Here is a 21,694-nt window from a genome sequence, read left to right on the forward strand (position 1 = left end):
TTGACCCACCCCCAAACCCCCGCCTTGGCGGGGGCTTGCGGAAAAAGGTGCTGAACGGTGTTACAACGAATTTATAAATAAAACAGTAATGAAACTTTCCAAACCCAAGTACATATTCGTAACGGGCGGTGTTGCGTCGTCGCTCGGAAAGGGTATTATTTCGGCCTCGATCGCACGGCTGCTCCAAGCCCGCGGTTACTCGGTGACCATCCAGAAACTCGACCCCTACATCAACGTCGATCCCGGAACGCTCAATCCCTACGAGCACGGCGAGTGCTACGTCACCGAGGACGGAGCCGAGACGGACCTCGACCTGGGACACTACGAGCGCTTCACGAACCAGCCCACGTCGAAGTCCAACAACGTCACGACGGGCCGCATCTACAAAAGCGTCATCGAGAAGGAACGCAAGGGCGAGTACCTGGGTAAGACCGTGCAGGTCATTCCCCACATCACCGACGAGATCAAGCGCCGCATTCAGATGCTGGCGCAGACCAAGAAATACGACGTGATCATCACCGAGATCGGCGGCACGGTGGGCGACATCGAGTCGCAGCCGTTCATCGAGTCGGTGCGCCAGCTGCGCTACTCGCTGGGTTACCGCAATACGGCGCTGGTCCACCTGACGCTGATTCCCTACATGGCCGCTTCGGGCGAGATGAAGACCAAGCCCACGCAGCACTCCGTGAAGGCCCTGCTGGAGAACGGTCTCCAGCCCGACATCCTCGTGCTGCGCGCCGAACATCCGCTGTCGACGGCGCTCAAGCGCAAGGTGGCGCTGTTCTGCAACGTCGACGCCAATGCCGTGATGGAGTCGATCGACGTGCCGACGATCTACGAAGTGCCGCTGAAAATGCACGAACAGCACCTGGACGAGGTCGTGCTGGACAAACTGAACCTCCCGGCCGACAAAGAGCCGGACATGGCCGCGTGGAGCGCATTCGTCGAGAAGGTGAAACACCCCTCGAAGAAGATCGAGATCGCGCTGGTCGGCAAGTACACCGAGCTGCCCGACGCCTACAAGTCGATCTGCGAATCGTTCATCCATGCCGGGGCGGTCAACGACTGCAAGGTCAAGCTGCGCTACGTCAATTCGGAGAAGATCACCCGCGAGAGCGCAGCCGCGCAGCTGGGCAAGATGTCCGGCATTCTGGTGGCCCCGGGCTTCGGCAACCGCGGCATCGAGGGGAAGATCGAGGCCGTGCGCTTCGCCCGCGAGAACAACATCCCGTTCCTGGGCATCTGCCTGGGCATGCAGTGCGCCGTGATCGAGTTCGCGCGTCACGCACTGGGCCTGGCCGACGCCAATTCGAGCGAGATGGAGCAGACGACGTCGCATCCGGTGATCGACCTGATGGAGGAGCAGAAAGGCGTTACGGCCAAAGGCGGCACGATGCGCCTGGGCGCCTATCCCTGCACGCTGAAAAAAGGCTCGAAAGTCGCTGCCGCCTACGGCAAACTCAACATTTCGGAGCGTCACCGCCACCGCTACGAGTTCAACAACGACTACCTGGAGCAGTTCGAGGCGGCCGGCATGAAGGCCGTGGGTGTGAATCCCGACACGAACCTGGTGGAGGTTGTCGAGATCGAGAACCATCCCTGGTTCGTCGGTACGCAATACCATCCCGAATACAAGAGCACCGTGTTAAGCCCCTCGCCGCTGTTCGTGGCCTTCGTCAAGGCCGCGCTGGCGTATGCGGAGAAGAAGTAAGGAATAATCATAGCCAAAATAGGATGTACCATTTCCTGCACCCGACCATTGTTCTTCGCCGCTTGCGGCGTCGTTTACAAGTTTGACCCACCCCCAACCCCCCCCCGTTTTAGACGGGGATTTAGTGCCGTTTCACGGCAAAATCGGGGCTTTGGGCTGTCGGTGCAAATAATTAAAGTTTAAATGGATAAAAAATCAATCATAGGCATCGCCGTCGTAGCGGTCCTTTTTCTGGGATTCGCCTACTTCAACAGCCAGCAACAGAAAGAATATCAGGAACAGAAAGCCGCATACGAGGCCTATGTCGATTCGGTGGCCGCAGCGGCGCGTGCGGCGGCGCCCATCGCCGATTCGGTGGCGTCGGGCAACGGCGTGCAGGCCGAAGCGGCTGCTGCCGAGGTTGCGGCCGCGGTGCGCGAACGTCAGGTGGAGACGCTGGGCGAGTCGCTGACAGCGGCCCGCGAGGCGGAGGCCGAGGAATTCACGGTCGAGAACGACGTGATTTCGGTGCTCTTCTCCACCCGCGGCGGTCAGATCAAGGGCGTTACGCTGAAAGATTACACCAAATACGCTCCGCGCGGAAAACGCGACCGGAAGATCGAGATGATGGATCCTGCCACGGCGCGTTTCGGACTTTTGTTCTACCTGAAAAACGGGTTGAAGAACGTGCCGGTCAACACGCTGGACTACGTCTTCACGGCCCAGCCCGTAGCCGGGGAGGCGGACGGAGCCAAGAGCGTCGTGATGCGCCTTCCGGTCGCGGAGGGGGCTTATCTGGAGTACCGTTACCTTATATATAATACGGAGGCTCCCGAGCGCGACTACCTCGTCGACTTCGACGTGCGGCTGGTCAACATGGCGCCGGAGATGGCCAACCAGACACAGATTCAGATCGACTGGGCGAACACCACCTTCCAGAACGAGAAGGGTTTCCAGAACGAGAACATGTACACCACGCTCTCGTACCGTTTCCCCAACGAGACCTCGATCGAGGAGCTGGGCATGAGCGAAAGCTCCAAGTCGAAGAATATCTCGACGCAGGTCAACTGGGTGGCATTCAAGCAGCAGTTCTTCTCGTCGGTATTCATCGCCCCGGACAACGTGTCGTACGCCAACCTCGCCTTCGACACGGCGGCTCCCGAATCGTCGCTGCTCAAGACCTTCACGGCGCAGATGGGGCTGCCCTATACGCCGCAGACCGAGGGCTATGATTTCGCGTTCTATTTCGGACCCAACAAGTACTCGATCCTCAAGAAGGTCGACGATGCGAACGGTGCGGATATTCACCTGGAGCGTCTCGTGCCGCTGGGCTGGGGCATCTTCGGGTGGGTCAACCGCTGGTGCGTGATTCCGGTCTTCGACTTCCTGCGCAACTACATCGGCAGTTTCGGCATCATCATCTTCATCCTGGTGCTCCTCGTGAAGCTGGTGATATCGCCGCTGACCTACAAGAGTTACGTCTCGATGGCCAAGATGCGCCTGGTCAAACCGCAGATCGACGAACTGGCGAAGAAGTATCCCAAGCCGGAGGATGCCATGAAAAAGCAGCAGGCGACGATGGAGCTGTACAAGAAGGCGGGCATCAACCCCATGGGCGGCTGCATTCCGCTGCTGATCCAGATGCCGATCCTGATCGCCATGTTCCGCTTCTTCCCCGCGTCGATCGAGCTGCGCGAGCAGCCTTTCCTGTGGGCCGACGACCTCTCGTCGTACGACAGCGTGCTGAACCTGCCGTTCTCGATTCCCTTCTACGGCGATCACGTTTCGCTGTTCGCCCTGCTGATGGCGGTGTCGATGTTCGGATACTCCTATTTCAACTACCAGCAGACGGCGTCGTCGCAGCCCCAGATGGCCGGCATGAAGTTCATGATGGTCTACATGATGCCGATCATGATGCTCTTCTGGTTCAACAGCTATTCGAGCGGTCTTTGCTACTACTACCTGCTGTCGAACCTCTTCACCATCGGGCAGACGCTCGTCATCCGGCGCATGGTCGACGACGACAAGATCCATGCGATCATGCAGGCGAATGCCGCGAAGAAGTCGAAAGGCAAGAAATCGAAATTCCAGCAGCGCTACGAGGAGCTGATGCGTCAGCAGGAGGCCCAGCAGCGCGCGAAGAAGAAATAGGCGGAACTCCGCTTTGAACACGGGCCGGGGCGGATTCCACATCGGGAAACTGCTCCGGCCCCGTTTTTGCCGGAGACGCATGAAACGATACCGTTATGAAACGAATTTTGATGCTGGCGTCGCTGCTGGCGGCCGGGATGCCGCTCGTGGCGCAGAACCTGGGGTCGGAGTACCGGCTGAAACGCGTGATTCCCGTTGAGGGGCGGCAGGGTATTGCCGCCGACTCGGCCTACTACTACGTGTCGGGGAGCACGGCGCTTTACAAATACGACAAACAGGGGCGGCTGGTGGCCAAAAACGAGCGGCCGTTCGAGGGGCTGCCGCTGGCGGCCAACCACATCGGTGACATCGACGTCTGGGACGGGGAGATTTACGCCGGGATCGAGACCTTCGACGACGGCCGCGGGGAGAATATCCAGGTGGCGGTTTACGATGCCGGCAACCTGAAATGGAAACGCTCGATCGACTGGGAACCCGAATCGGGGCAGGTCGAGGTGTGCGGACTGGCGGTGGACCGCGACGGCGACATGGTCTGGATGGCCGACTGGGTCGACGGACGCTACGTCTACGGCTACAACCGGAAAACGGGGCAGTATGTCCGCAAGGTCCACCTGCGTCCCGTGCCCCAGTGGCAGCAGGGGATTTTCATGGTCGGCGGACGCATGCTGATCTCTGCGGACGACGGGGATGCCGACCTCGATGAGCCGGACAACCTCTACGTCGCGGACCTGCGCGACGGAAAATCGTATGCCACGGTGCTTCCGCTGCGTTCGATGGCCGATTTTCGCCGCCCGGGCGAAATCGAGGGGCTGGCCCTCGATCCGGCGACGGACGACCTGCTGGTGCTGGCCAATCGCGGGGCGCGGATCGTGCTGGGCATGCCCCGGGGATTCTACCCGGGCTACGACGGCGAGGTGCACGAAGTCTACGTCTTCGAGAAGGTGAAATAAAGAAAGGTCCCGGATGTCCGGGACCTTTCTTTATGGGAGTGCGGCTATTTACCCAATCCGGTCGAAACGAATGTCAGCGCGTCGGGCAGCACCGTCTGCCAGTAGCGCCACGTGTGGCCGCCGTCGCGCATGCGGTATTGCAGGAGAATGTTGCGCTCGCGCATCAGCGTGTAGAAATCGACATTGCATTTCCAGAGGAAGTCGTCGTCGCCGCAGTCGACCCACCAGCGGACCGAGCGCACGCCGCCGAGCTGTTCGTCGGTCATTCCGCGCAGCAGGGCCACGGGCGAGTTCTCCGCGACGGACTGCTGGAAGGCGCTGTCGTAGCTGCGGCGGCCGGGGAACATGTCCAGCAGGCCGCTCATCGAACAGGCCGAGCCGAACAGTTCGGGGTGGCGCAGGGCGTAGACCGCCGTGCCGCCGCCGCCCATCGACAGTCCCGCAATGGCGCGGTGCGTCTTGTCGGAGGCGATGCGGTAGCGTTTTTCGACGGCGGGCATGAACTCCTCGAAGAAGAACCGTTCGTAGTTCCAGCCCGGAACGTCGAAATAGCCCATGTGTTCGCCTGTGCGCTTCGGGCCTTCGCCCGAGGCATCGGGCATGACGACGATCATCGGCCGGGCCATGCCCGCGGCGAAGGCTTCGTCGGCAATGCGGCGCAGGTCGCCTTTCTGCGTCCAGTCGGTGTGGCAGCCGCTGGCGCCGTGCAGCAGGTAGAGCACGGGGTAGGACTCCTGCGAGCGGTCGTAGCCGTCGGGCAGGTAGACCGTGCAGCTCTTTTCGGCTCCGAGGACCTCGCTCCGGAAGGTGTAGACTTCGGTACGGCTCTGCGCCCCGGCCGTCAGGGCCGCGGTGAGCGCAAACAGGGCGGTGATGAGTGGTTTTTTCATAGCAGTTTCGATTAAGCCCCTCTCTGGGGGAGGGGTTGGGTGGCGTCGGATTGGGATACCCTGCCGCAGACGGCGACGGCGGCAGTCGGCAGCGCGGAACGGGGCATGCGATTGCAACCGGTTGCCTATTCCACGTACAACACCAGCCCCTTGAGGTATTCGCCTTCGGGGTGGTAGATGTTGATCGGATGGTCGGCCGGCTGGGTCAGCTGGTGCAGGATGCGCACCTTGCGGCCCGCGATGGCGGCGGCGGAAAAAACCGTCGTGCGGAACAGCTCCTTCGTGACGGCCTGCGAGCAGGAGAACGTGAAGAGAATGCCGCCGGGGCGTATCTGCGACAAGGCCCTGGCATTGAGCCGCTTGTAGCCCTGCATGGCATTGCCCAGCACCTTGTGGTGTTTGGCGAAGGCCGGCGGGTCGAGGATGATCAGGTCGTATTTGTCGCCGATGTCCTTCAGGTAGTCCACCGCGTCGGCGGCGATCTGGCAGCAGTCGGCCTCCTTGCCGAAGTTGAGCGCCATGTTCTCCGTGGCCAGCGCCACGGCGCGCTCGGAAGAGTCCACCGAGCAGACCTTCTCGGCGCCGCCCGAGAGGGCGTAGACCGAGAACCCGCCCGTGTAGCAGAAGGTGTTGAGCACGGTGCGGCCCTTGGCGTAGCGTTTGACCAGCTGGCGGTTTTCGCGCTGGTCGAGGAAGAAGCCCGTTTTCTGCCCCTTCTCCCAGTTGACGTAGAACCGCTCGCCGTTCTCCGTCACGATGTGCGACGTGTGGTCCGAGGTTCCCCACAGGTAGCCGTCGACGGCGCCGAGGGCGGCCTTGAAGGGGAGTGTCTGCGACGATTTGTCGTAGATGGCCGTCAGGCGTGCGCCGTAGACCGTACGCAGCGCCTCGGCGATCTGCATCCGCGCGTGGTACATGCCCACCGAGTGGCACTGGACGACGGCGACCGGGCCGTAGATGTCGACGACGAGTCCCGGCAGCGAATCGCCCTCGCCGTGGACCAGGCGGTAACAGGTCGTCGCGGGGTTGTCCGTAAGGTCGAGCGTGCGGCGCACGTCGTAGGCGACGGCGATCCGGAGGTTCCACCACGCCTGGTCGATCTCCTCGCGCTCGAACGTGAGCACGCGCACGGCGATCGACCCTACCTGATAGTGGCCCAGGGCCATGAATTCGCCCTGCCGGGTGTAGACCTCGACGAGCGCCCCTTCGGCGAAGTCGGACTCCTCCTCGGCTTTGATGTGGTCGATGGCGCCCGAGAAAATCCACGGGTGGCGGCGCAGAAGCGATTCCTCCTTGCCTTTGCGCAGGTAAATTTGCGGTATCATTTGCGGATCGGTTTTTTCGGTGTGCGGAGCAGTTGTTCGTAGATGCGGGTGCAGACCCAGGCGTCGGTCGCGGCGTAGAGCTGCTGTTTGTCCGTGAGGGTCGCGGCTTCCCAGTTGCTCAGCCGCTGGGCTTTCGAGACGCGCTTTCCCAGCACGATGGCCGAGAGTTTGCGCAGGCTCTTTTCCCCGATGCCCCACTCGGGGGCGATGCCCTGCAGGTCGACGAAACCCCCGTCGCGGAAGTGGCGGATCTGGCGCAGCGAGCGCAGGTCGCCCGCCACGTCGGCGCCGATCTTGAGGACCTGCTTGTTTTCGAGCAGTTGCAGGATGGGCTTGGCCAGCGGAATCCGGTTGAGCCGGAACAGGTAGCAGACTGTCGGCGTGGAGAGTTGCAGCAGCGATACGCGGAACGTGACGCCCGGGCGGAACGAGGGGCGCGTTTCGGTGTCGAAGCCGATGACGGGCTGCTCGGCGAGCGTTTTGCAGGCCGCGGCGATGTCGCGTTCGTGCTCGACGATGCGGATCTCACCCCGGAACTCCACGGCCGGGAGCAGGGCGGTCTGCTCGTTGCTGATTTTATCGATGAAATTGTTAATTGTGGTCATGCGGTGAAAATTCCCACAAATTTACGCAATTATTTTCAGAAAAGCGGCTCTTCGGAGCGCTATTTTGCCTTCTCCGGGCTGTCGGGAGCGCTGAAAAGCCTGAGCCGTCCGTCTGCGAAGGTCCGGACCGCGCCTTCCCCGAGCAGTTCGCGCACCGCTTCGGCCAGCCGCTCGGGCGGGCAGGCCAGTTCGGCGGCCAGTTGGCGCGGGTCGGCCGGCGACCGGGCGAGGCGCTCCAGGAGTTTTTCGCGCAGGGCGCTTTCGGGGCCGGGCGCATCGCCGGCCGCTCCGGGATTCGGGGTTCCGGAAGCTGTGCCGGCCTCGCGGGCGGCGGCTTTCGCGGCCCGTTTGCGGGCCAGGCAGACGTCGCAGACCCCGCACGGAGCAGGGTCCTCCTCGCCGAAATACCGCTCCAGTACGGCGCTGCGGCACTCCTGCTCGTTGGCGGCGTAGGCGATCATCTGCTCGAAGCGTTCGCGCATCAGCTCCTGCCGCCGCTTGTAGGTCTCGGGGGCGATGTAGAGGTCGGCGCGCGGCAGGCGCTCCTCGTTCATGAAGAGGATCGGCGAGCGGTTCGAGGGGATGTAGCGGATCACGCGCAGCTGCCAGAGCCGTTTGAGCAGCTCCTTGACCCGTTGGACGGTGTAGCCGCTCCAGGTGGCCAGTTCGCCTTCGTCGATGGGCCGGAACTCGGTGAAGACGCCGTTGTAGAGCCGCAGCAGGGTGCGGATGAAATGGTCGAGTTCGTCGCGCTGCACGCGGAGTTTGTACAGTTCGTCGCGGCTGACGCAGAACATCACCCGCGCGGGGTTCTCCTGTGCGTCGGTGAGGGTCATGTAGCCGTTCTGCTGGAGCAGTTTCAGGGCACTCGCGACGGTCCCCGAATAGAGGCGCTCGCGGGCGCAGAAGTCGTGTATGTTGAACAGGAACGACGCTTCGCCCCCGTCGCCGATGCCGATTTGCAGGTAGGAACAGACCCGTTCGTAGATGTCTTTGATCTTCTCCAGCGGAGGGAACTCCTGCTCGAAGCGCCGCGCGATGCGGTCGCTGTCGTCCGAGGCCACGAGCAGCAGGGCATAGGCCCGCTGTGAGTCGCGGCCTGCGCGGCCTGCCTCCTGATAATAGCTTTCGAGCGAGTCGCACATCGCGTAGTGGACCACGAACCGCACGTCCGCTTTGTCGATGCCCATGCCGAAGGCGTTGGTGGCCACCATCACGCGCGTCTTGCCCGAGAGCCACTCCTCCTGCCGCAGCGACCGCTCGGCATGCCCCAGTCCGCCGTGGTAGGCGGCGGCCGTCGTGCCCTCCTGGCGCAGGAAGTCGGCGATCTGCTCGGTTCCCTCCCGCGTGCGGACGTAGACGATGCCCGTGCCGGGGACGTTGCGGACCAGCCGCAGCAGCTGCCCGTTCTTGTCGTCGGTGCGGCGGACGCTGTACGAGAGGTTGGGGCGCGCGAAACTGCTGCGCAGGATGTGCGGTTCGGCGAATTTCAGGTGGCGCATGATGTCGTCGGCCACCGGGCGCGTGGCCGAGGCGGTGAGCGCCAGCACGGGGACGCCGGGGAGCTTTTCGCGCAGTTCGGCGATGCGCAGGTACGAGGGCCGGAAGTCGTAGCCCCACTGCGAGATGCAGTGGGCCTCGTCAACGGCGATCAGCGAGACGTTCATGCGCACGACGCGCAGGCGGAACGCCTCGGTCGCCAGCCGTTCGGGGGCCACGTAGAGGAATTTCACGTCGCCGTAGGCGCAGTTGTCCAGCGCGATGTCGATCTGCCGCGGCGAAAGGCCCGAATGGATCGCAACGGCAGGGACGGCCCGCGCCCGGAGCCGGTCGACCTGGTCCTTCATCAGGGCGATGAGCGGCGTGACGACGATGCACAGCCCCTCGCGGGCGAGGGTCGGAACCTGATACGTGAGCGACTTGCCGCCGCCCGTGGGCATCAGCGCCAGCGTGTCGCGGCCCTCCAGGACGGAACGGATGATCTCCAGCTGCACGGGACGGAACTCCGTGAAGCCCCAGTAGCGTTTCAGCGTGTCGTATATCCTGTCCGGTGCGGGTCTCATGACACAAAGGTATAAAAAAGAAGGGACGGAAGCAAAACCCGGTTGCATGCGGTCCGGCAAAACGCCCCGGCCTCCTGAAAGTGCCGTTACGGCTCCAAAACCGGATTGCGGGCCGTTTTATAAAAAAATTAGGCGGTTTGGGGAATTTTTTATACTTTTGCACATTATCAGAACGTTCGACCGATGAAGATACGCGAAGAATACAAAGTCCGGGAGATGGCCGGCGAGCATGTGATCGTGATGCCGGGGCGCGGAGGCGCCGCCGATATGACACGCATCGTGTCGCTCAATCCTTCGTCGATGTATCTGTGGGAGAAGCTGCGGGAACGCGAGTTTACGGCTGCGGACGCCGCGCTGCTGCTCACCGAACGTTACGAGGTCGACGCCGACACGGCCCGGCAGGATGCCGAGCGGTGGATCGCGAGCCTGGCCGAATGCGGAATCGTGGAAAAGTGATGAAATTGAAAAGGTCCATATCGCTGCTGCTGCTTGCCGTCTATCTTTTTGCGACGGCGGGGACGGCTTTGGCGTCGCTGACGTGCAAGTGCGTGGCGATGAAGGCCCGCACGGAACACGCGTGCTGCAGCCATTGCCACCATGTGGCGGACCTTCCGGCTGCGGCCGGCGGCGAGATGCGCGCACCCTGCTGCGGCAAGCACCATTCGACCGAAATCGAACTCTACGTATCCTCCTCCTCCGACAGCAACGAGCGGTATACCCGCTGCATCGTCCTCGACCTGCCGCCCGCACTCGCTGCAGAGTGCCCGTGCCCCGCGCATGTTCCTTTTCTGCGCGAAAAGGTCGCCGAGAGGCGGACGCCTTTCGTCCGGGAAGCCTGCATACTCTCCGTCGGCTTCCGCGCCCCTCCCGTATTGGTTTAAGACTCCTTCGGGACCGCTGCCGTGTGCGCCGGTCCGCAATCAGTTTTAACCAATAACGGAATTTTCATGAGATTTTTCAAAATCACTGCATTTTCATTTTTCGCCCTCGCCGTGTGCGGTTCGCTCCGTGCGCAGGATTTGCGGGGTGTGGTCCGCGACGCCGATAATCAACCGCTCATCGGCGCCTCGGTCTATTGGGCCGGTACGACCATCGGGGCCAGCACCGACGCCCAGGGTGCGTTCCTCCTGCACCGCGTAAAGGGCTACGACCGCCTCGTGGCTTCGTATCTGGGCTTCGTCAACGACACGCTGGACGTGAAAAGCGGCGTCGACAAGGTCGCCTTCGCGCTCCGTTCGGAGGGCGTGGCGCTGGAAGGCGTCGTCGTCGAGGGCAATTTAAGCGGCAACTTCGTCAAGCGCGACGGCATCGTCAAGGGCGAGATGATCTCCTTCGCGGGGCTTTGCAAGATGGCCTGCTGCAACCTGGCCGAGTCGTTCGAGAATTCGGCCTCGGTGACCGTCGGTTACAGCGACGCCATTTCGGGCGCCCGGCAGATCAAGATGCTGGGGCTGGCCGGAACCTATACGCAGATTCTCGACGAGAACCGCCCGATCATGCGCGGCCTGAGCGCTCCCTACGGATTGAGTTACACGCCCGGTATGTGGCTCAACTCGATCCAGGTGTCGAAGGGCGTGGCTTCGGTCACGGCGGGCCACGAGGCCATCACGGGGCAGATCAACCTCGAACACCGCAAGCCCACCGACGACGAGCGGCTGTTCGTGAACCTCTACCTCGACGACGAACTGCGTCCCGAGGCCAACATTTCGACGGCCTTTCCCGTGACGAAGGACAAGAAACTGTCGAGCGTCATTCTGCTCCACGGTTCGATGGACACCGACGCCCGGAAGATGGACCATAACCACGACGGATTCCGCGACCTGCCGAAATCCGACCAGATCAACGTGGCCAACAAGTGGCTCTATGCCGCCGACAACGGCGCGCAGATCCGCTGGGGCTGGAAGTTCGTGCAGGAGAACCGTCTGGGCGGTATGCTCGACTACAAGGATACGAAGGCCATGCGCGAGGACATGGAGAAGAACTGGGACTGGCGGGCCGGCGACAAGAAAATGCCGCTCTACGGTTCGCACATCCGCAACCGCAACGCCAACGGTTATTTTAAAGTGGGTATGCCGGTCGGTCCGGCAGTCTACGACCCCGACGAACAGGACGAGATGCGTTCGAACCTGGCGTTCGTCGCCGACTTCGACCACTTCAGCGAAGACGCCTACTTCGGGCTGAACGACTATACGGGCAACCAGAACTCGCTGGCGCTGAATCTGATGTACAACCACTATTTCACCTACCGTTCGTCGCTCATCGTCGGCGTGCAGGGGCATCTGGACTACTACCGCGAGAAGCTCCTCAATCCCACGCCGTGGATCGCCGCCAACAGCGTCCGCGACTACGATTTCGACCGCAACGAGCGCGAGGCGGGAGCCTATGCCGAGTATACCTACGCCATCAAGGACAAGTTTTCGGTCGTGGCCGGACTTCGCGGCGACTACAATCACTATTACGACCGCTTCTTCCTCACGCCCCGCGGCCACCTGAAATGGAACATCACCCCCTCGACGACGCTCCGCGGCTCGGCGGGCCTGGGTTACCGTTCGACGAACGTCATTACGGACAACATCGGCGTCCTGGCCACGGGCCGGGCGATCACGTTCCTCGACAATGAGTCCGGGAAGTTCGATTTCCGGAAATTCGACCGTATGGAGAAGGCGCTCACCGTCGGCGGAAGCCTCACGCAGACCTTCGGGCTGGTGAACCCGGGCGATGCGACGCTGAGCTTCGACTATTTCCGCACGCAGTTCTACAACTCGGTCGTGGCCGATCAGGAGATGTATGCCGACCGGATCGTTTTCTACGACACCGACGGCCGTTCGTACACCGACACCTACCAGATCGACTTCTCGTGGTCGCCGGTCGAGCGTCTCGACATCTTCGCCACGTTCCGGTACACGGACAGCGAGATGACGATCCGGCGCGCCGACGGCGGTACGGCCCGCGTGGAACGTCCGCTGGTGAGCGAGTACAAGACGCTGCTCAACATTCAGTACGCCACGAAGTTCCGCCGCTGGGTGTTCGACGCCACGGCGCAGCTCAACGGTCCGGCACGCATCCCGACGCAGACGGGCAACCTCGACGACAGCTACTATTCGCCCCGTTATCCGATGTTCTTCGCGCAGGTGAGCCGCAAGGTGGGCAAGTTCGACATTTACGCCGGGTGCGAGAATATCGCCGACTACCGCCAGAAGGACCCGATCCTCAATGCGCAGGACCCCTACGACTACAAGTTCAACTCGATGAACGTCTGGGGACCGCTCATGGGCCGCAAGTTCTATGTCGGTCTACGGTTTAATCTCTATTAGGACTGTTTTGAAGACCGATATGGAACAGTGCAGCCAATCCCTCCGAACCTCCCTTTTCAAAGGGAGGCTTGGAAACAGGATAATGAAATTTTCGAAACCTTAAAATAACAGCAAGATGAAAAAGATTCTGATGATTTGCCTGGCTCTGGTGATGGGCCTCGGCATGTGCGTTGCGGCCGGCAAACCGGCACAGAAAAAAGAGGTGACGACGGTATTCGTTACGGACATCGACTGCGAACACTGCGTGAAGAAGATCATGAACAACGTTCCGTCGCTCGGCAAGGGCATCAAGGACGTGAAGGTGGATCTTCCGAAGAAGGAGGTCACCGTGATTTACGACGGTTCGAAGAACAGCGACGAGAACATCGTCAAGGGTTTCGCCACGATCAAGGTGAAGGCCGAACCCAAAAAGGCCCCTGCGAAGAAGTAGCTTCGGCGGGTTTGTTATCGGAAACGGGGAGACCTCATCGGGAGGTCTCCCCGTTTTTCAGTTCCGGGAGGAGGCGATGCGGCGGCGGATCATCAGGTCGGCAAGGAGCAGCACGAGAAAGGCCAGCGCGATGCAGACGCACATTGCGACCAGCGATTTGTCCTCCTCCGGCAGTTCGATGTGCGGCAGTTCGATGTGCGGCAGTTCGGGGCGGGGAAGGGCGAAGTCGGGGATTCGCAGCCTGAAATCCGGCCACAGCGCCGTCACACACGCGGAGATCAGCGCCGTGAAGCAGCCGACGCCCCCGGCCGTCAGCAGCCACGTTTCGCGCCGTTCGCGCCGTGCGGCCTCGCGTCGCATCCGTTCCATCAGCCGCGGGGTGAAGTCTGCGGGCAGTTCCGGGGCCGGGACCTGCCGGACCGCGCGGCGTATCGCATCACTCTTTTCCATTCATCTCGTCGTTTACCAGTACATATAGTTTTTTCCGGATCCGGTGGAGCCGCACCTTGACGTTGCCTTCCGAGAGTTCCGTGATCGCAGCGCACTCACCGACGGAGCGGTCCTCGTAGTAAAACAGCGTCACCAGCGCCCGTTCCTCGGGGTCGAGCCGTTCGACGGCGCGGTTCAGTGCGTCGAGGCGCTCCTGCTTTTCGGCCCACTCCTCCAGCCGGTCGACCTCGCTGTCGGGCAGGGCCGCCAGCCGCCGTTCATCCATGCCGCAATACTTCGGACGCGTGCGCCGCGCGTGCGATACGGCCGTGTTGTAGGCGATGCGGTAGAGCCACGTCGAAAAACTGCTCCGCCCGCCGAACCGGTCCAGCCTGGAGAACGCCTTGAGAAAAATATCCTGTGTCAACTCTTCGGCGTCCTCCGTGCATCCGGCGATCCGCGCCGCCAGCGTGTAAACCGCCCTTCCGTAGCGGTCGGTCAGCCGGGCGCAGAGTTCGGTTTCTCCGCCCGCGATTCGCCGGATCAGTTCCTGTTCTTCCGTTTGCATGGTTATCCCGTTAGACGCGCCGCGGCGGAAAAGGTTACACGCGGGCCGTGTTTTTTCGTCGTCTGTAACCTTTTTGCACATTCGGCGTCTAACAGGGCAAAGATCGCAAAAAAGAATCGGAAACCTTTTAATTTTACAGATTATGGATTTTATCATTATCCCGCTGGTGACGGCAATCGTCACGCTGGGAATTTACAAGTTCTTCGAACTGCTGATCTGTCGCCGTGAGCGGCGCGAGATTATCGGGAAACTCGAACCCGGATCGCTGATCGATTACCTGAAACTGGTGCCGATGGGGCTGCGGACAGGCACTACGATGCGGATTGCGCCCGAAACTGCTCCGGGTATTCCGGCCGGGGCATTGAAAATCGGCAGCTTGCTGCTGGGGCTGGGCGCCGGACTGCTTTTCGGCTTTATGCTGACCCGTGTGACCGAAATACAGTCTTATGAAACGCGCAGCATCGTCTACGGCGGTTCGGTGCTCGCCTTCGGCGGCCTGGGACTGATCGTCTCGTTCATCGCGGAGCGCATCCTCTCCCGCCGGAAGTAGGGCGGGCAGCCCGCTGCGAAAAAGAGCGTCCCTTGAGGGGCGCTCTTTGTTTTACAGGGGCGGGTCCGCTATTCCATTGGCCGGACGCGGACCTCCGTCACTCCGTCCAGTTCGCGCACCAGACGGTCGATATCGGTCTTTTCATCCACTTCGCCGTAGTGGTAGGGGTAGAAGATCGCCGGTTTCAGCGCTTTCACCGCTTCGACGGCCTGGTCGACGGTCATCGTATAGGGCTGGTTCACGGGCAGAAAGGCGATGTCGATATTCCGCAGTGCCTTCAGTTCGGGGGTGGGTTCCGTGTCGCCTGCGATGTAGATGCGTGTGCCGCCGATGGTCAGCACATAGCCGCAGTCCTCGCGCTCCCGGGGGTGGAATTGCAGATGGCCCGGCGTGGTGTTATAGGCCGCGACGGCCTCGACCTTCACATAGTCGCGCGGCGTGGCGACGCTGCCCGGACGCATCGTGTAGCAGTTCATCTCGAAAGCCTCGGCCGAGGTTCGGTCGCAGAGGATCTCGGTGTCGGCGGCGAGCAGTTTCTCGACGGCCGCCACGTCGAGGTGGTCGTAGTGCGAGTGGGTGATCAGCACGACATCGGCCTTCGGCAGCGCGCCGTAGTCGGCGTTGGCACTCACGGGGTCGATGTAGATGTATTTGCCGCCCACGGCGATCGAGAGCGAGGCGTGCTTGAAAAAGGTGATCGTGAATTCGGTCCCGTCGCGGGCGGTGAGCCGGTCGGCGGGATATTCGGGGGCCTTTGCGCGGCCGCAGCCGAAGATGGAAAGCAGTGACATAAGAATAAGTACGGTTGGTTTGTGTGTTTTCATAATCGTTCGATCCCGAAGTTTGCGATCAGCGTGTGGTTGGCCAGCAGCCGCAGCCCGAAGTAGCCGTCGCCTTCGCCGGGGGCGAGTTCCCGCGAGAAGAGCACTTCGCCGTCGGCGGCATAGGTCGTCCGTCCGCCGGCGACCGTGATCTCGATGCGCAGCGGGCGGTTGGGCCGGAGCAGGTGCGCCGTGTCGGTGTACTGGCCCAGCAGAGGTTTCACCTCGTCGGCCGGGGCGCCGAAACGCCTGCCGTGGTATTTGCGGAAGCGGGTCGTCGTGTTGTCGTTGCCGCCGTAACCCACGTAAAACAGGTCCAGCGAGTTGTAGCGGGCGAACGTGCCCGCGCGCCAGGCCGAGCGGGCGAAAAAGTCGTCCGGGTGTTGGGGATCGGAGGCCGCCCAGAAGCAGTTGAGGTCGGCGAGCCGGTCGTGTGCGCCGCTGCCGATCACCACCGTCGCGTCGTAGCGTATGCGGTAATCCCCCGAGAGCGGTTCCGGATACCAGAGCGTCAGCCCCTCGGGGGCCACGATTTCGAGCGTGTCGCCCCGTTCGGCGAGCGAGGCCGGACCGCCTTCGGATTCGGAGATCCACCGGCCGGAGTGGTTGCAGGCTGCCAGCAGTCCGGCAAAAAGGAGTGTCGTCAGTCGGAGCATCATGGAATAAAGATACAAATTTGCTGCGAAACGGCAAAATAGATTTCGCATACGCGAAAAAAAATCTATCTTTGTGGCTGTACAGCCCCGACGGAACGCCCAAACAGGACGTGAAAAACCCCGGCGCGGCGAAGCGTTCGGTGCGTGCGGACCGGGGCGTGGTGGTACACCGGACGAAAATCGGATAAAAGCAAATTTTTTCCGGCATCCGTGCAGTATATTGCCGCCGGATGCGTTTATATGAATAAATTAACTTAACATACCGTATGAATAAACTTTTTGCAACAATCGCGCTGGCGGCTCTCGCATTCACGAGCTGTATCAAGGAAAACAATACCTGGAAGGAGATGCGCCCTGTCCAGCCCGGAATGTACATCTATGAGATGACGACGAATCAGGATAAACTCGCCATGCGGCCGGCCAATGCGGCGTTGCGTCTGGCGATACTGCTGGCCGAAGCGGAGAAGCAGGGCGAGGATGTCCTGTCCGCAGACCTGAAGGAGATCGTGGTCAAAAAAGGCGACGCCTCGGTCAAGGTCTGGGAAACGCTTTTCGGTTCGCATACGAAGCTCGAACGGCAGGGTGAAGACTATCTGATCACTTACAGCGACGAGGCCCAGCTGCCCGACGGTTTCTTCATGACGGGTTCCGTGCTGGTGAAAACCAACGGGGCGAAGGTGCTGAACCAATCCTCCTATTCTGCGCCCTGGACCGTCGAGATGCAGGATCTCAAGGTGATCGCTTACTCGAATACCGGCCTGCGGTCGGCGTTCAATTTCGATAGCGGGGAGACTTCGCTCTATTTCGACGGCGGCGATTCCTATACGATCGAAGTCTCGTCGATCGATATGCATATCGATAACGTGGATGCATCCTCCAACTGGACCGGCCGTTATACGCTGCGTGCCGAGGATTCGAGCCTGGCCTATTCGCTCTGCACGGGCAAGGATTTCAAGGTCGAAGGCGGCGCTTCGGGGCCGACCGTCTATACGTCCGATGTGGCGCAGTCGGTGGGAATGGGTTATGAACTGACCAACGGCGTTTATCGCGGCATGCAGATCATCAGCGGAACGCAGGAGTGCCGTTTCCTCTCCCCTCTGGAGTATGATACGACCGCGTTCCCCGCATCGACGGTGACTTACGAATGGTCGTACGACAGTTCGTCCAACACGATTTACCAAAAGATTTACTACGACGGATACGTTTATCCGAAGGATTGATAAAAGGGCTTATTCAGACTTGCTTGCGAGGCGCGAATGGAATAATATCCATTCGCGCTTCATCCTTTTTGCTGGTGGAGGGGCGGTTCCGGCGGGCGGATCAGGGTTTGCCATCGAGCCGCATGACGGAGGGGATGAAGAATCCCGCTGCGCCCACCGCAACGATGACCGCTCCGGCGACGACGAAGGTCGTGGTGAGTCCCACGTTCTCGGCCAGGAATCCCGTGCCCAACAGTCCGAGGGCCGCGGGCAGCAGCCCGAAACTGCGGTAGAGCGACATGACGCGTCCCAGTACGCCCGCTTCGATCCGCGTCTGGACCACGGAGACGAACGAGGCGTTGAACACGCTGCTGGAGACACCCGCCGCAGCCGTGAAGAGCGCGAACCAGAGGAATCCCGCAGGCGACAGAAGCCCGGACAGCGCGAACGAGAGTCCCACGACCAGATACATCAGGTTGACCAGCACGATGCGGCTGACCCGGTAGGTGCGGGCGCCCATGACGGCGCCTCCGACGAGCGCCCCGCCGCCCCAGACGATCTCGATCAGGCTCATCTCGAACGTGCCTCCGCCGAAGTGCTGGAGCGTCATCAGCGGGAACATCACCCCGACGGGCATGATGAAGAACCACACGACGATGGACAGCGTGAAGAACCATCCCATGCCCGGGATGGCGTGCATGGCCGAGAAGCCTTCGCGGAACTCCCGCCACAGGCCGGGTTTGCGCGTCGTGTCGCGCGCCGGGTTGGGAATCCGGACGAACAGCAGCGAGGTGCAGGCGATGGCGGCTCCCGCCACGTCCAGCAGCAGGATGTTGCCGATCGAGGTGAGGCTGATCAGCAGCGCCCCGAGGGCCGGACCTGCGATGCTCGACAGCGAGGCGATGATCTGATTGACCCCGGCGATGCGCGTGAGCTGCGACGCGGGGGCCAGCAGCGGGACCGACGCCTGCATGGCGGGCATGTGGAAGGCCGAGCCGGCCGAGCGGCAGGCCAGCAGGATGTAGATGTGCCACATCCGGGCTACGCCGAACCAGAAGAGCACGGCCAGTGCCAGCGTGCAGAGGGCGATGAAACTGTCGGCGAGGATCATCGTGCGCTTGCGGTCCCAGCGGTCGACGTAAACCCCGACGAACAGCCCCAGCAGCGACTGGGGCAGCATCCCGGCGATGGCCGCGAGGGCCAGCACCTCGGCCGAGCCGGTTTCGAGGCTCATCCAGAAGATGATCGAGTAGGCCACGACCTCGCTGCTGAGGATCGAGGCCAGCTGCCCGCTCCAGATGACGGCGAATGTTTTTTTCCAGCTTTCCATAATGATTTCCGGACCTTCGGGGTGTGGCGCGCCGGACATTTGTCCCGAACGTCGACCGGCCCGGTCTGATTTCTCTGTATTATATATATGTATCGGGATTGCGGTGCGTTCCAGAGTTTCCGGGTCCGATCCTAACCCTTCTTGTATTTCTTATAGTCCGACGGGGACATTCCCATGTGTTTGGTGAACAGCCGGGAGAAATAATAAGGATCGTCGATGCCCAGTTTGGGGCATATCTGGCTTATTTTCATATCCGTAAAATCGAGATAAGTGCAGGCCTGCTGAATTTTCAGCTGGTTGAAATAGTTGACCGGCGCATATCCGGTCCGTTTGGAGAAGACGGCGGAAAAATACGACGGCGAGTAGTTCACATGTCGGGCGATGTCGGCCAGCGTGAGTTTTTTGCCGAGATTCTCCCGCATGAAATGGACGGCCGTCTCCACGATGCCGTGTTCGCTTTTCTGCGCCTCGTGGGATTCCCGGTATTTGCCGAGGTATTTGATCGTACCCAGGAAATAGTAGAGCGCGGCGGCGGAGTAATTCAGGTTGTCGCTGCTGTAACCGTTCTTCAGCGTGCGGTATATCTCTTCGAAAATTTCGAGCCTGGTCGATATTCGGGAGTCGTCGCCGCAGGGGATGCTGAACGGCCCCGAAAGCCCTTCGGCGAACGTGGCGGCCATGTCGCCCTTGAAATGCACCCAGTAGATCGTCCATGGGTCGCGCGGGTCGGCGCCGTAGGCATGCGGTTTGTCGGCCGGGAGCACGAAAAGCTGGTCGCTGCCGACGAGGTACTTTTGGCCCCCCCCCAGCTGATACCATCCGGCTCCCCGCGTACAGTAGATCAGAATGTATTGGGAAATAGGCTCCTTGCGCTCGCGGAAATGGTATTTCGCATTGGGGTAGTAACCGATATCCGTCACGTGCAGGTTCCTGCAGAAGGGGTCCGTTTCCATCTGGTGGACTACCGAACCGGGCAGGACGATGGCGCATTCGCCTTGGAATCCGTCTTTGAGCTTCGCCATGAACCGAATAGTTTGCTATTTTTCGCGTATTGGACAAAGATACGAAAAAGCCGGATGGTTGCAAAACCGGATGGTGCGTCCGGTCCGGGAAAACTTTCCGGCCGACAACAATATCGTTGCGACACCAAAGATAATGAAAAAAATGCGATGTGAACCGATTCTATCATAAAATCGTCCATCCCGTTCATCGATTTATCTATTTTTTTCCATGAAAGGATGGAATACATTTGTATACGAAAACAGACCGGACGGCGGATGCCGGAGAGACGTCTGTTTTTGACCGGACTACCAATCTGAAAACTGCATATGAAAAAATTCGACTATTCCTATCTGATTCTCATATCGCTGGTCTCGGCTATGGGCGGATTGCTGTTCGGTTACGACTGGGTCGTAATCGGAGGTGCCAAACCGTTTTATGAGCCATTCTTCGGCATCGTCGACAGCCCCGCCCTGCAGGGGTGGGCCATGAGCAGCGCTCTCATCGGCTGTCTGGCCGGAGCCTTGCTGGCCGGAACGTTCAGCGACCGTTACGGGCGCAAGAAAATGCTGATCGTTGCGGCCGCGCTGTTCGTCGCCTCGGCCGTCGGGACGGGTGCGACGAGCGGCTTTTCGATGTTTATCGTCTATCGCATACTTGGCGGGTTCGCCATCGGCATCGCCTCGAACCTCTCGCCGATGTATATTGCGGAGATCTCGCCCGCCGGACTCCGGGGCCGCTTCGTTTCGATGAACCAGCTGACCATCGTGCTGGGTATCCTGGCCGCACAGTTGACCAACTGGCTGCTCGCCGAACCCGTCGCCCCGGGAATGACCGCGGAGGCGATCCGCGAATCCTGGAACGGACAGATGGGGTGGCGCTGGATGTTCTGGGCCGAGAACGTTCCGGCCGGCCTGTTTTTCATCTTCGCGTTCCTGATTCCCGAAAGCCCCCGGTGGCTGGCCCTGCGCGGACGCCGCGAGCAGGCGACCCGGATTCTTGCGAAGATCGGCGGCGGGGAGTATGCCCGGGAGGAGTTCGGCCGGATGCAGGAGGCGATCGAGCTGGACGGCAAAGGGGAGTCGCGCGGCGGGTTCCGCCAGCTGCTCCATCCCTCGATGCGGAAGGTTCTCATCATCGGAATCGTCCTGGCCGTATTCCAGCAGTGGTGCGGAATCAACGTGATTTTCAACTATGCGCAGGAGATATTCAACGCCGCGGGATACGGCATTTCGGATATTCTGATGAACATTGTCGTGACCGGGGTGACGAACGTCGTCTTCACCTTCGTGGCCATCTTCCTCGTGGACCGCATCGGGCGGCGGCCGCTATTGCTGTTCGGCGCCGGGGGGCTGACGCTGATCTATCTGCTGATGGGAGCCGCCTACTATTTCAGCCTGACCGGAATTGCGCTGCTGGTCATCGTTGTCATGGCCATCGCCTGCTATGCCATGTCGCTGGCTCCCGTCATGTGGGTGGTCGTCTCCGAAATATTCCCCAATGCCGTGCGCGGCGTGGCGATGTCGGTTGCCACTCTTGCACTCTGGACCGCCTGTTTCATCCTCACATATACCTTCCCGCTGCTGAACAGCGCCCTCGGTGCGGCCGGCACATTCTGGATCTACGGAGTGGTTTGCCTCGCGGGGTTCCTGTTCATCTGGAAGCGCGTTCCCGAAACCAAAAACAAATCGCTCGAAGAGCTGGAAAAAGAACTGATAAAATAA

At 61.0% G+C, this 21,694-nt stretch carries 20 protein-coding genes; 10 read left to right on the forward strand and 10 right to left on the reverse strand.

All coding sequences use genetic code 11. The features are described from left to right. The first annotated feature begins 88 nt into the window (after positions 1–88). The 3 genes from ACGHP5_RS12675 (at position 89) to ACGHP5_RS12685 (ending at position 4,791) form a co-directional block, all read left to right on the forward strand. On the forward strand, positions 89–1,711 hold the full coding sequence (locus tag ACGHP5_RS12675; RefSeq protein ID WP_390567086.1) for a CTP synthase: 1,623 nt from the start codon (positions 89–91) through the stop codon (positions 1,709–1,711). Positions 1,712–1,894: 183 nt separating this feature from the next. Beyond that, positions 1,895–3,841, forward strand: coding sequence for a membrane protein insertase YidC (gene yidC, locus ACGHP5_RS12680; RefSeq protein ID WP_390567088.1), 1,947 nt, complete (start codon positions 1,895–1,897; stop codon positions 3,839–3,841). 95 nt (positions 3,842–3,936) lie between these two features. Further along, on the forward strand, positions 3,937–4,791 hold the full coding sequence (locus tag ACGHP5_RS12685) for a hypothetical protein (RefSeq protein WP_390567090.1): 855 nt from the start codon (positions 3,937–3,939) through the stop codon (positions 4,789–4,791). Between the two features lie 44 nt (positions 4,792–4,835). Here the strand turns inward: ACGHP5_RS12685 and ACGHP5_RS12690 are convergent, their stop codons facing one another. From ACGHP5_RS12690 to ACGHP5_RS12705, 4 genes are all read right to left on the reverse strand, one after another. Further along, the gene (locus ACGHP5_RS12690) at positions 4,836–5,681 is read right to left on the reverse strand and encodes an alpha/beta hydrolase (RefSeq protein WP_390567092.1); all 846 of its coding nucleotides are present in this window, start codon (positions 5,679–5,681) and stop codon (positions 4,836–4,838) included. 125 nt (positions 5,682–5,806) lie between these two features. Beyond that, positions 5,807–7,006: a class I SAM-dependent rRNA methyltransferase gene (locus ACGHP5_RS12695; protein WP_290533605.1), complete on the reverse strand. Its 1,200-nt coding sequence runs from the start codon at positions 7,004–7,006 to the stop codon at positions 5,807–5,809. Then, positions 7,003–7,611 carry a 3'-5' exonuclease gene (locus ACGHP5_RS12700; RefSeq protein ID WP_290533604.1) on the reverse strand — a complete coding sequence of 203 codons (609 nt, stop codon included), beginning with the start codon at positions 7,609–7,611 and terminating at the stop codon, positions 7,003–7,005. Before ACGHP5_RS12700 ends, ACGHP5_RS12695 begins: the two co-directional genes overlap by 4 nt. 59 nt (positions 7,612–7,670) lie before the next feature. Next, positions 7,671–9,674: an ATP-dependent DNA helicase RecQ gene (locus ACGHP5_RS12705; protein WP_390567094.1), complete on the reverse strand. Its 2,004-nt coding sequence runs from the start codon at positions 9,672–9,674 to the stop codon at positions 7,671–7,673. A 183-nt stretch (positions 9,675–9,857) separates the two neighbouring features. Here ACGHP5_RS12705 and ACGHP5_RS12710 point away from each other — a divergent pair, with 183 nt between their 5' ends. From ACGHP5_RS12710 to ACGHP5_RS12725, 4 genes are all read left to right on the forward strand, one after another. Continuing rightward, a complete protein-coding gene (locus ACGHP5_RS12710) occupies positions 9,858–10,130 on the forward strand; it encodes a PqqD family protein (protein WP_290533602.1) in 273 nt (90 codons plus the stop codon). Beyond that, positions 10,130–10,555: a hypothetical protein gene (locus ACGHP5_RS12715; RefSeq protein WP_290533601.1), complete on the forward strand. Its 426-nt coding sequence runs from the start codon at positions 10,130–10,132 to the stop codon at positions 10,553–10,555. Before ACGHP5_RS12710 ends, ACGHP5_RS12715 begins: the two co-directional genes overlap by 1 nt. A gap of 66 nt (positions 10,556–10,621) precedes the next feature. Then, the gene (locus tag ACGHP5_RS12720; protein WP_390567097.1) at positions 10,622–12,988 is read left to right on the forward strand and encodes a TonB-dependent receptor domain-containing protein; all 2,367 of its coding nucleotides are present in this window, start codon (positions 10,622–10,624) and stop codon (positions 12,986–12,988) included. 115 nt (positions 12,989–13,103) lie between these two features. Next, complete coding sequence (locus tag ACGHP5_RS12725) at positions 13,104–13,418, forward strand: heavy-metal-associated domain-containing protein (RefSeq protein WP_290533599.1); 315 nt, start codon at positions 13,104–13,106, stop codon at positions 13,416–13,418. Between the two features lie 57 nt (positions 13,419–13,475). On the opposite strand, the gene ACGHP5_RS12730 is transcribed toward ACGHP5_RS12725, so the two are convergent. Together ACGHP5_RS12730 and ACGHP5_RS12735 are read right to left on the reverse strand one after the other, a co-directional pair. Further along, a complete protein-coding gene (locus ACGHP5_RS12730) occupies positions 13,476–13,868 on the reverse strand; it encodes a hypothetical protein (protein ID WP_390567099.1) in 393 nt (130 codons plus the stop codon). Beyond that, positions 13,855–14,415 carry an RNA polymerase sigma factor gene (locus ACGHP5_RS12735; RefSeq protein ID WP_390567101.1) on the reverse strand — a complete coding sequence of 187 codons (561 nt, stop codon included), beginning with the start codon at positions 14,413–14,415 and terminating at the stop codon, positions 13,855–13,857. The genes ACGHP5_RS12730 and ACGHP5_RS12735 overlap by 14 nt, the downstream gene beginning before the upstream one ends. Positions 14,416–14,557: 142 nt before the next feature. On the opposite strand from ACGHP5_RS12735, the gene ACGHP5_RS12740 reads away from it, so the two are divergent. Continuing rightward, a complete protein-coding gene (locus ACGHP5_RS12740; RefSeq protein ID WP_295902313.1) occupies positions 14,558–14,965 on the forward strand; it encodes a hypothetical protein in 408 nt (135 codons plus the stop codon). A 68-nt stretch (positions 14,966–15,033) separates the two neighbouring features. Here ACGHP5_RS12740 and ACGHP5_RS12745 read toward each other — a convergent pair whose 3' ends face one another. Together ACGHP5_RS12745 and ACGHP5_RS12750 are read right to left on the reverse strand one after the other, a co-directional pair. After that, positions 15,034–15,756: an MBL fold metallo-hydrolase gene (locus ACGHP5_RS12745; RefSeq protein ID WP_290533595.1), complete on the reverse strand. Its 723-nt coding sequence runs from the start codon at positions 15,754–15,756 to the stop codon at positions 15,034–15,036. Positions 15,757–15,785: 29 nt separating this feature from the next. Then, positions 15,786–16,442 (reverse strand): DUF6250 domain-containing protein, encoded by a 657-nt coding sequence (locus ACGHP5_RS12750; protein WP_390568435.1) that lies wholly within the window; start codon positions 16,440–16,442, stop codon positions 15,786–15,788. Between the two features lie 266 nt (positions 16,443–16,708). Between ACGHP5_RS12750 and ACGHP5_RS12755 the strand changes: the two genes are divergently transcribed. Next, on the forward strand, positions 16,709–17,662 hold the full coding sequence (locus ACGHP5_RS12755; RefSeq protein WP_290533593.1) for a hypothetical protein: 954 nt from the start codon (positions 16,709–16,711) through the stop codon (positions 17,660–17,662). A gap of 100 nt (positions 17,663–17,762) precedes the next feature. Here the strand turns inward: ACGHP5_RS12755 and ACGHP5_RS12760 are convergent, their stop codons facing one another. Together ACGHP5_RS12760 and ACGHP5_RS12765 are read right to left on the reverse strand one after the other, a co-directional pair. Continuing rightward, entirely contained in the window at positions 17,763–18,971 is a 1,209-nt protein-coding gene (locus tag ACGHP5_RS12760) for an MFS transporter (protein WP_390567104.1), read from the reverse strand. Positions 18,972–19,102: 131 nt separating this feature from the next. After that, positions 19,103–19,993: an AraC family transcriptional regulator gene (locus ACGHP5_RS12765; RefSeq protein WP_337656433.1), complete on the reverse strand. Its 891-nt coding sequence runs from the start codon at positions 19,991–19,993 to the stop codon at positions 19,103–19,105. Positions 19,994–20,299: 306 nt separating this feature from the next. Here ACGHP5_RS12765 and ACGHP5_RS12770 point away from each other — a divergent pair, with 306 nt between their 5' ends. Further along, a complete protein-coding gene (locus tag ACGHP5_RS12770) occupies positions 20,300–21,694 on the forward strand; it encodes a sugar porter family MFS transporter (protein WP_337656431.1) in 1,395 nt (464 codons plus the stop codon).

Source organism: Alistipes sp. i18-0019-D1, from assembly GCF_042852885.1.
Classification (GTDB): domain Bacteria; phylum Bacteroidota; class Bacteroidia; order Bacteroidales; family Rikenellaceae; genus Alistipes.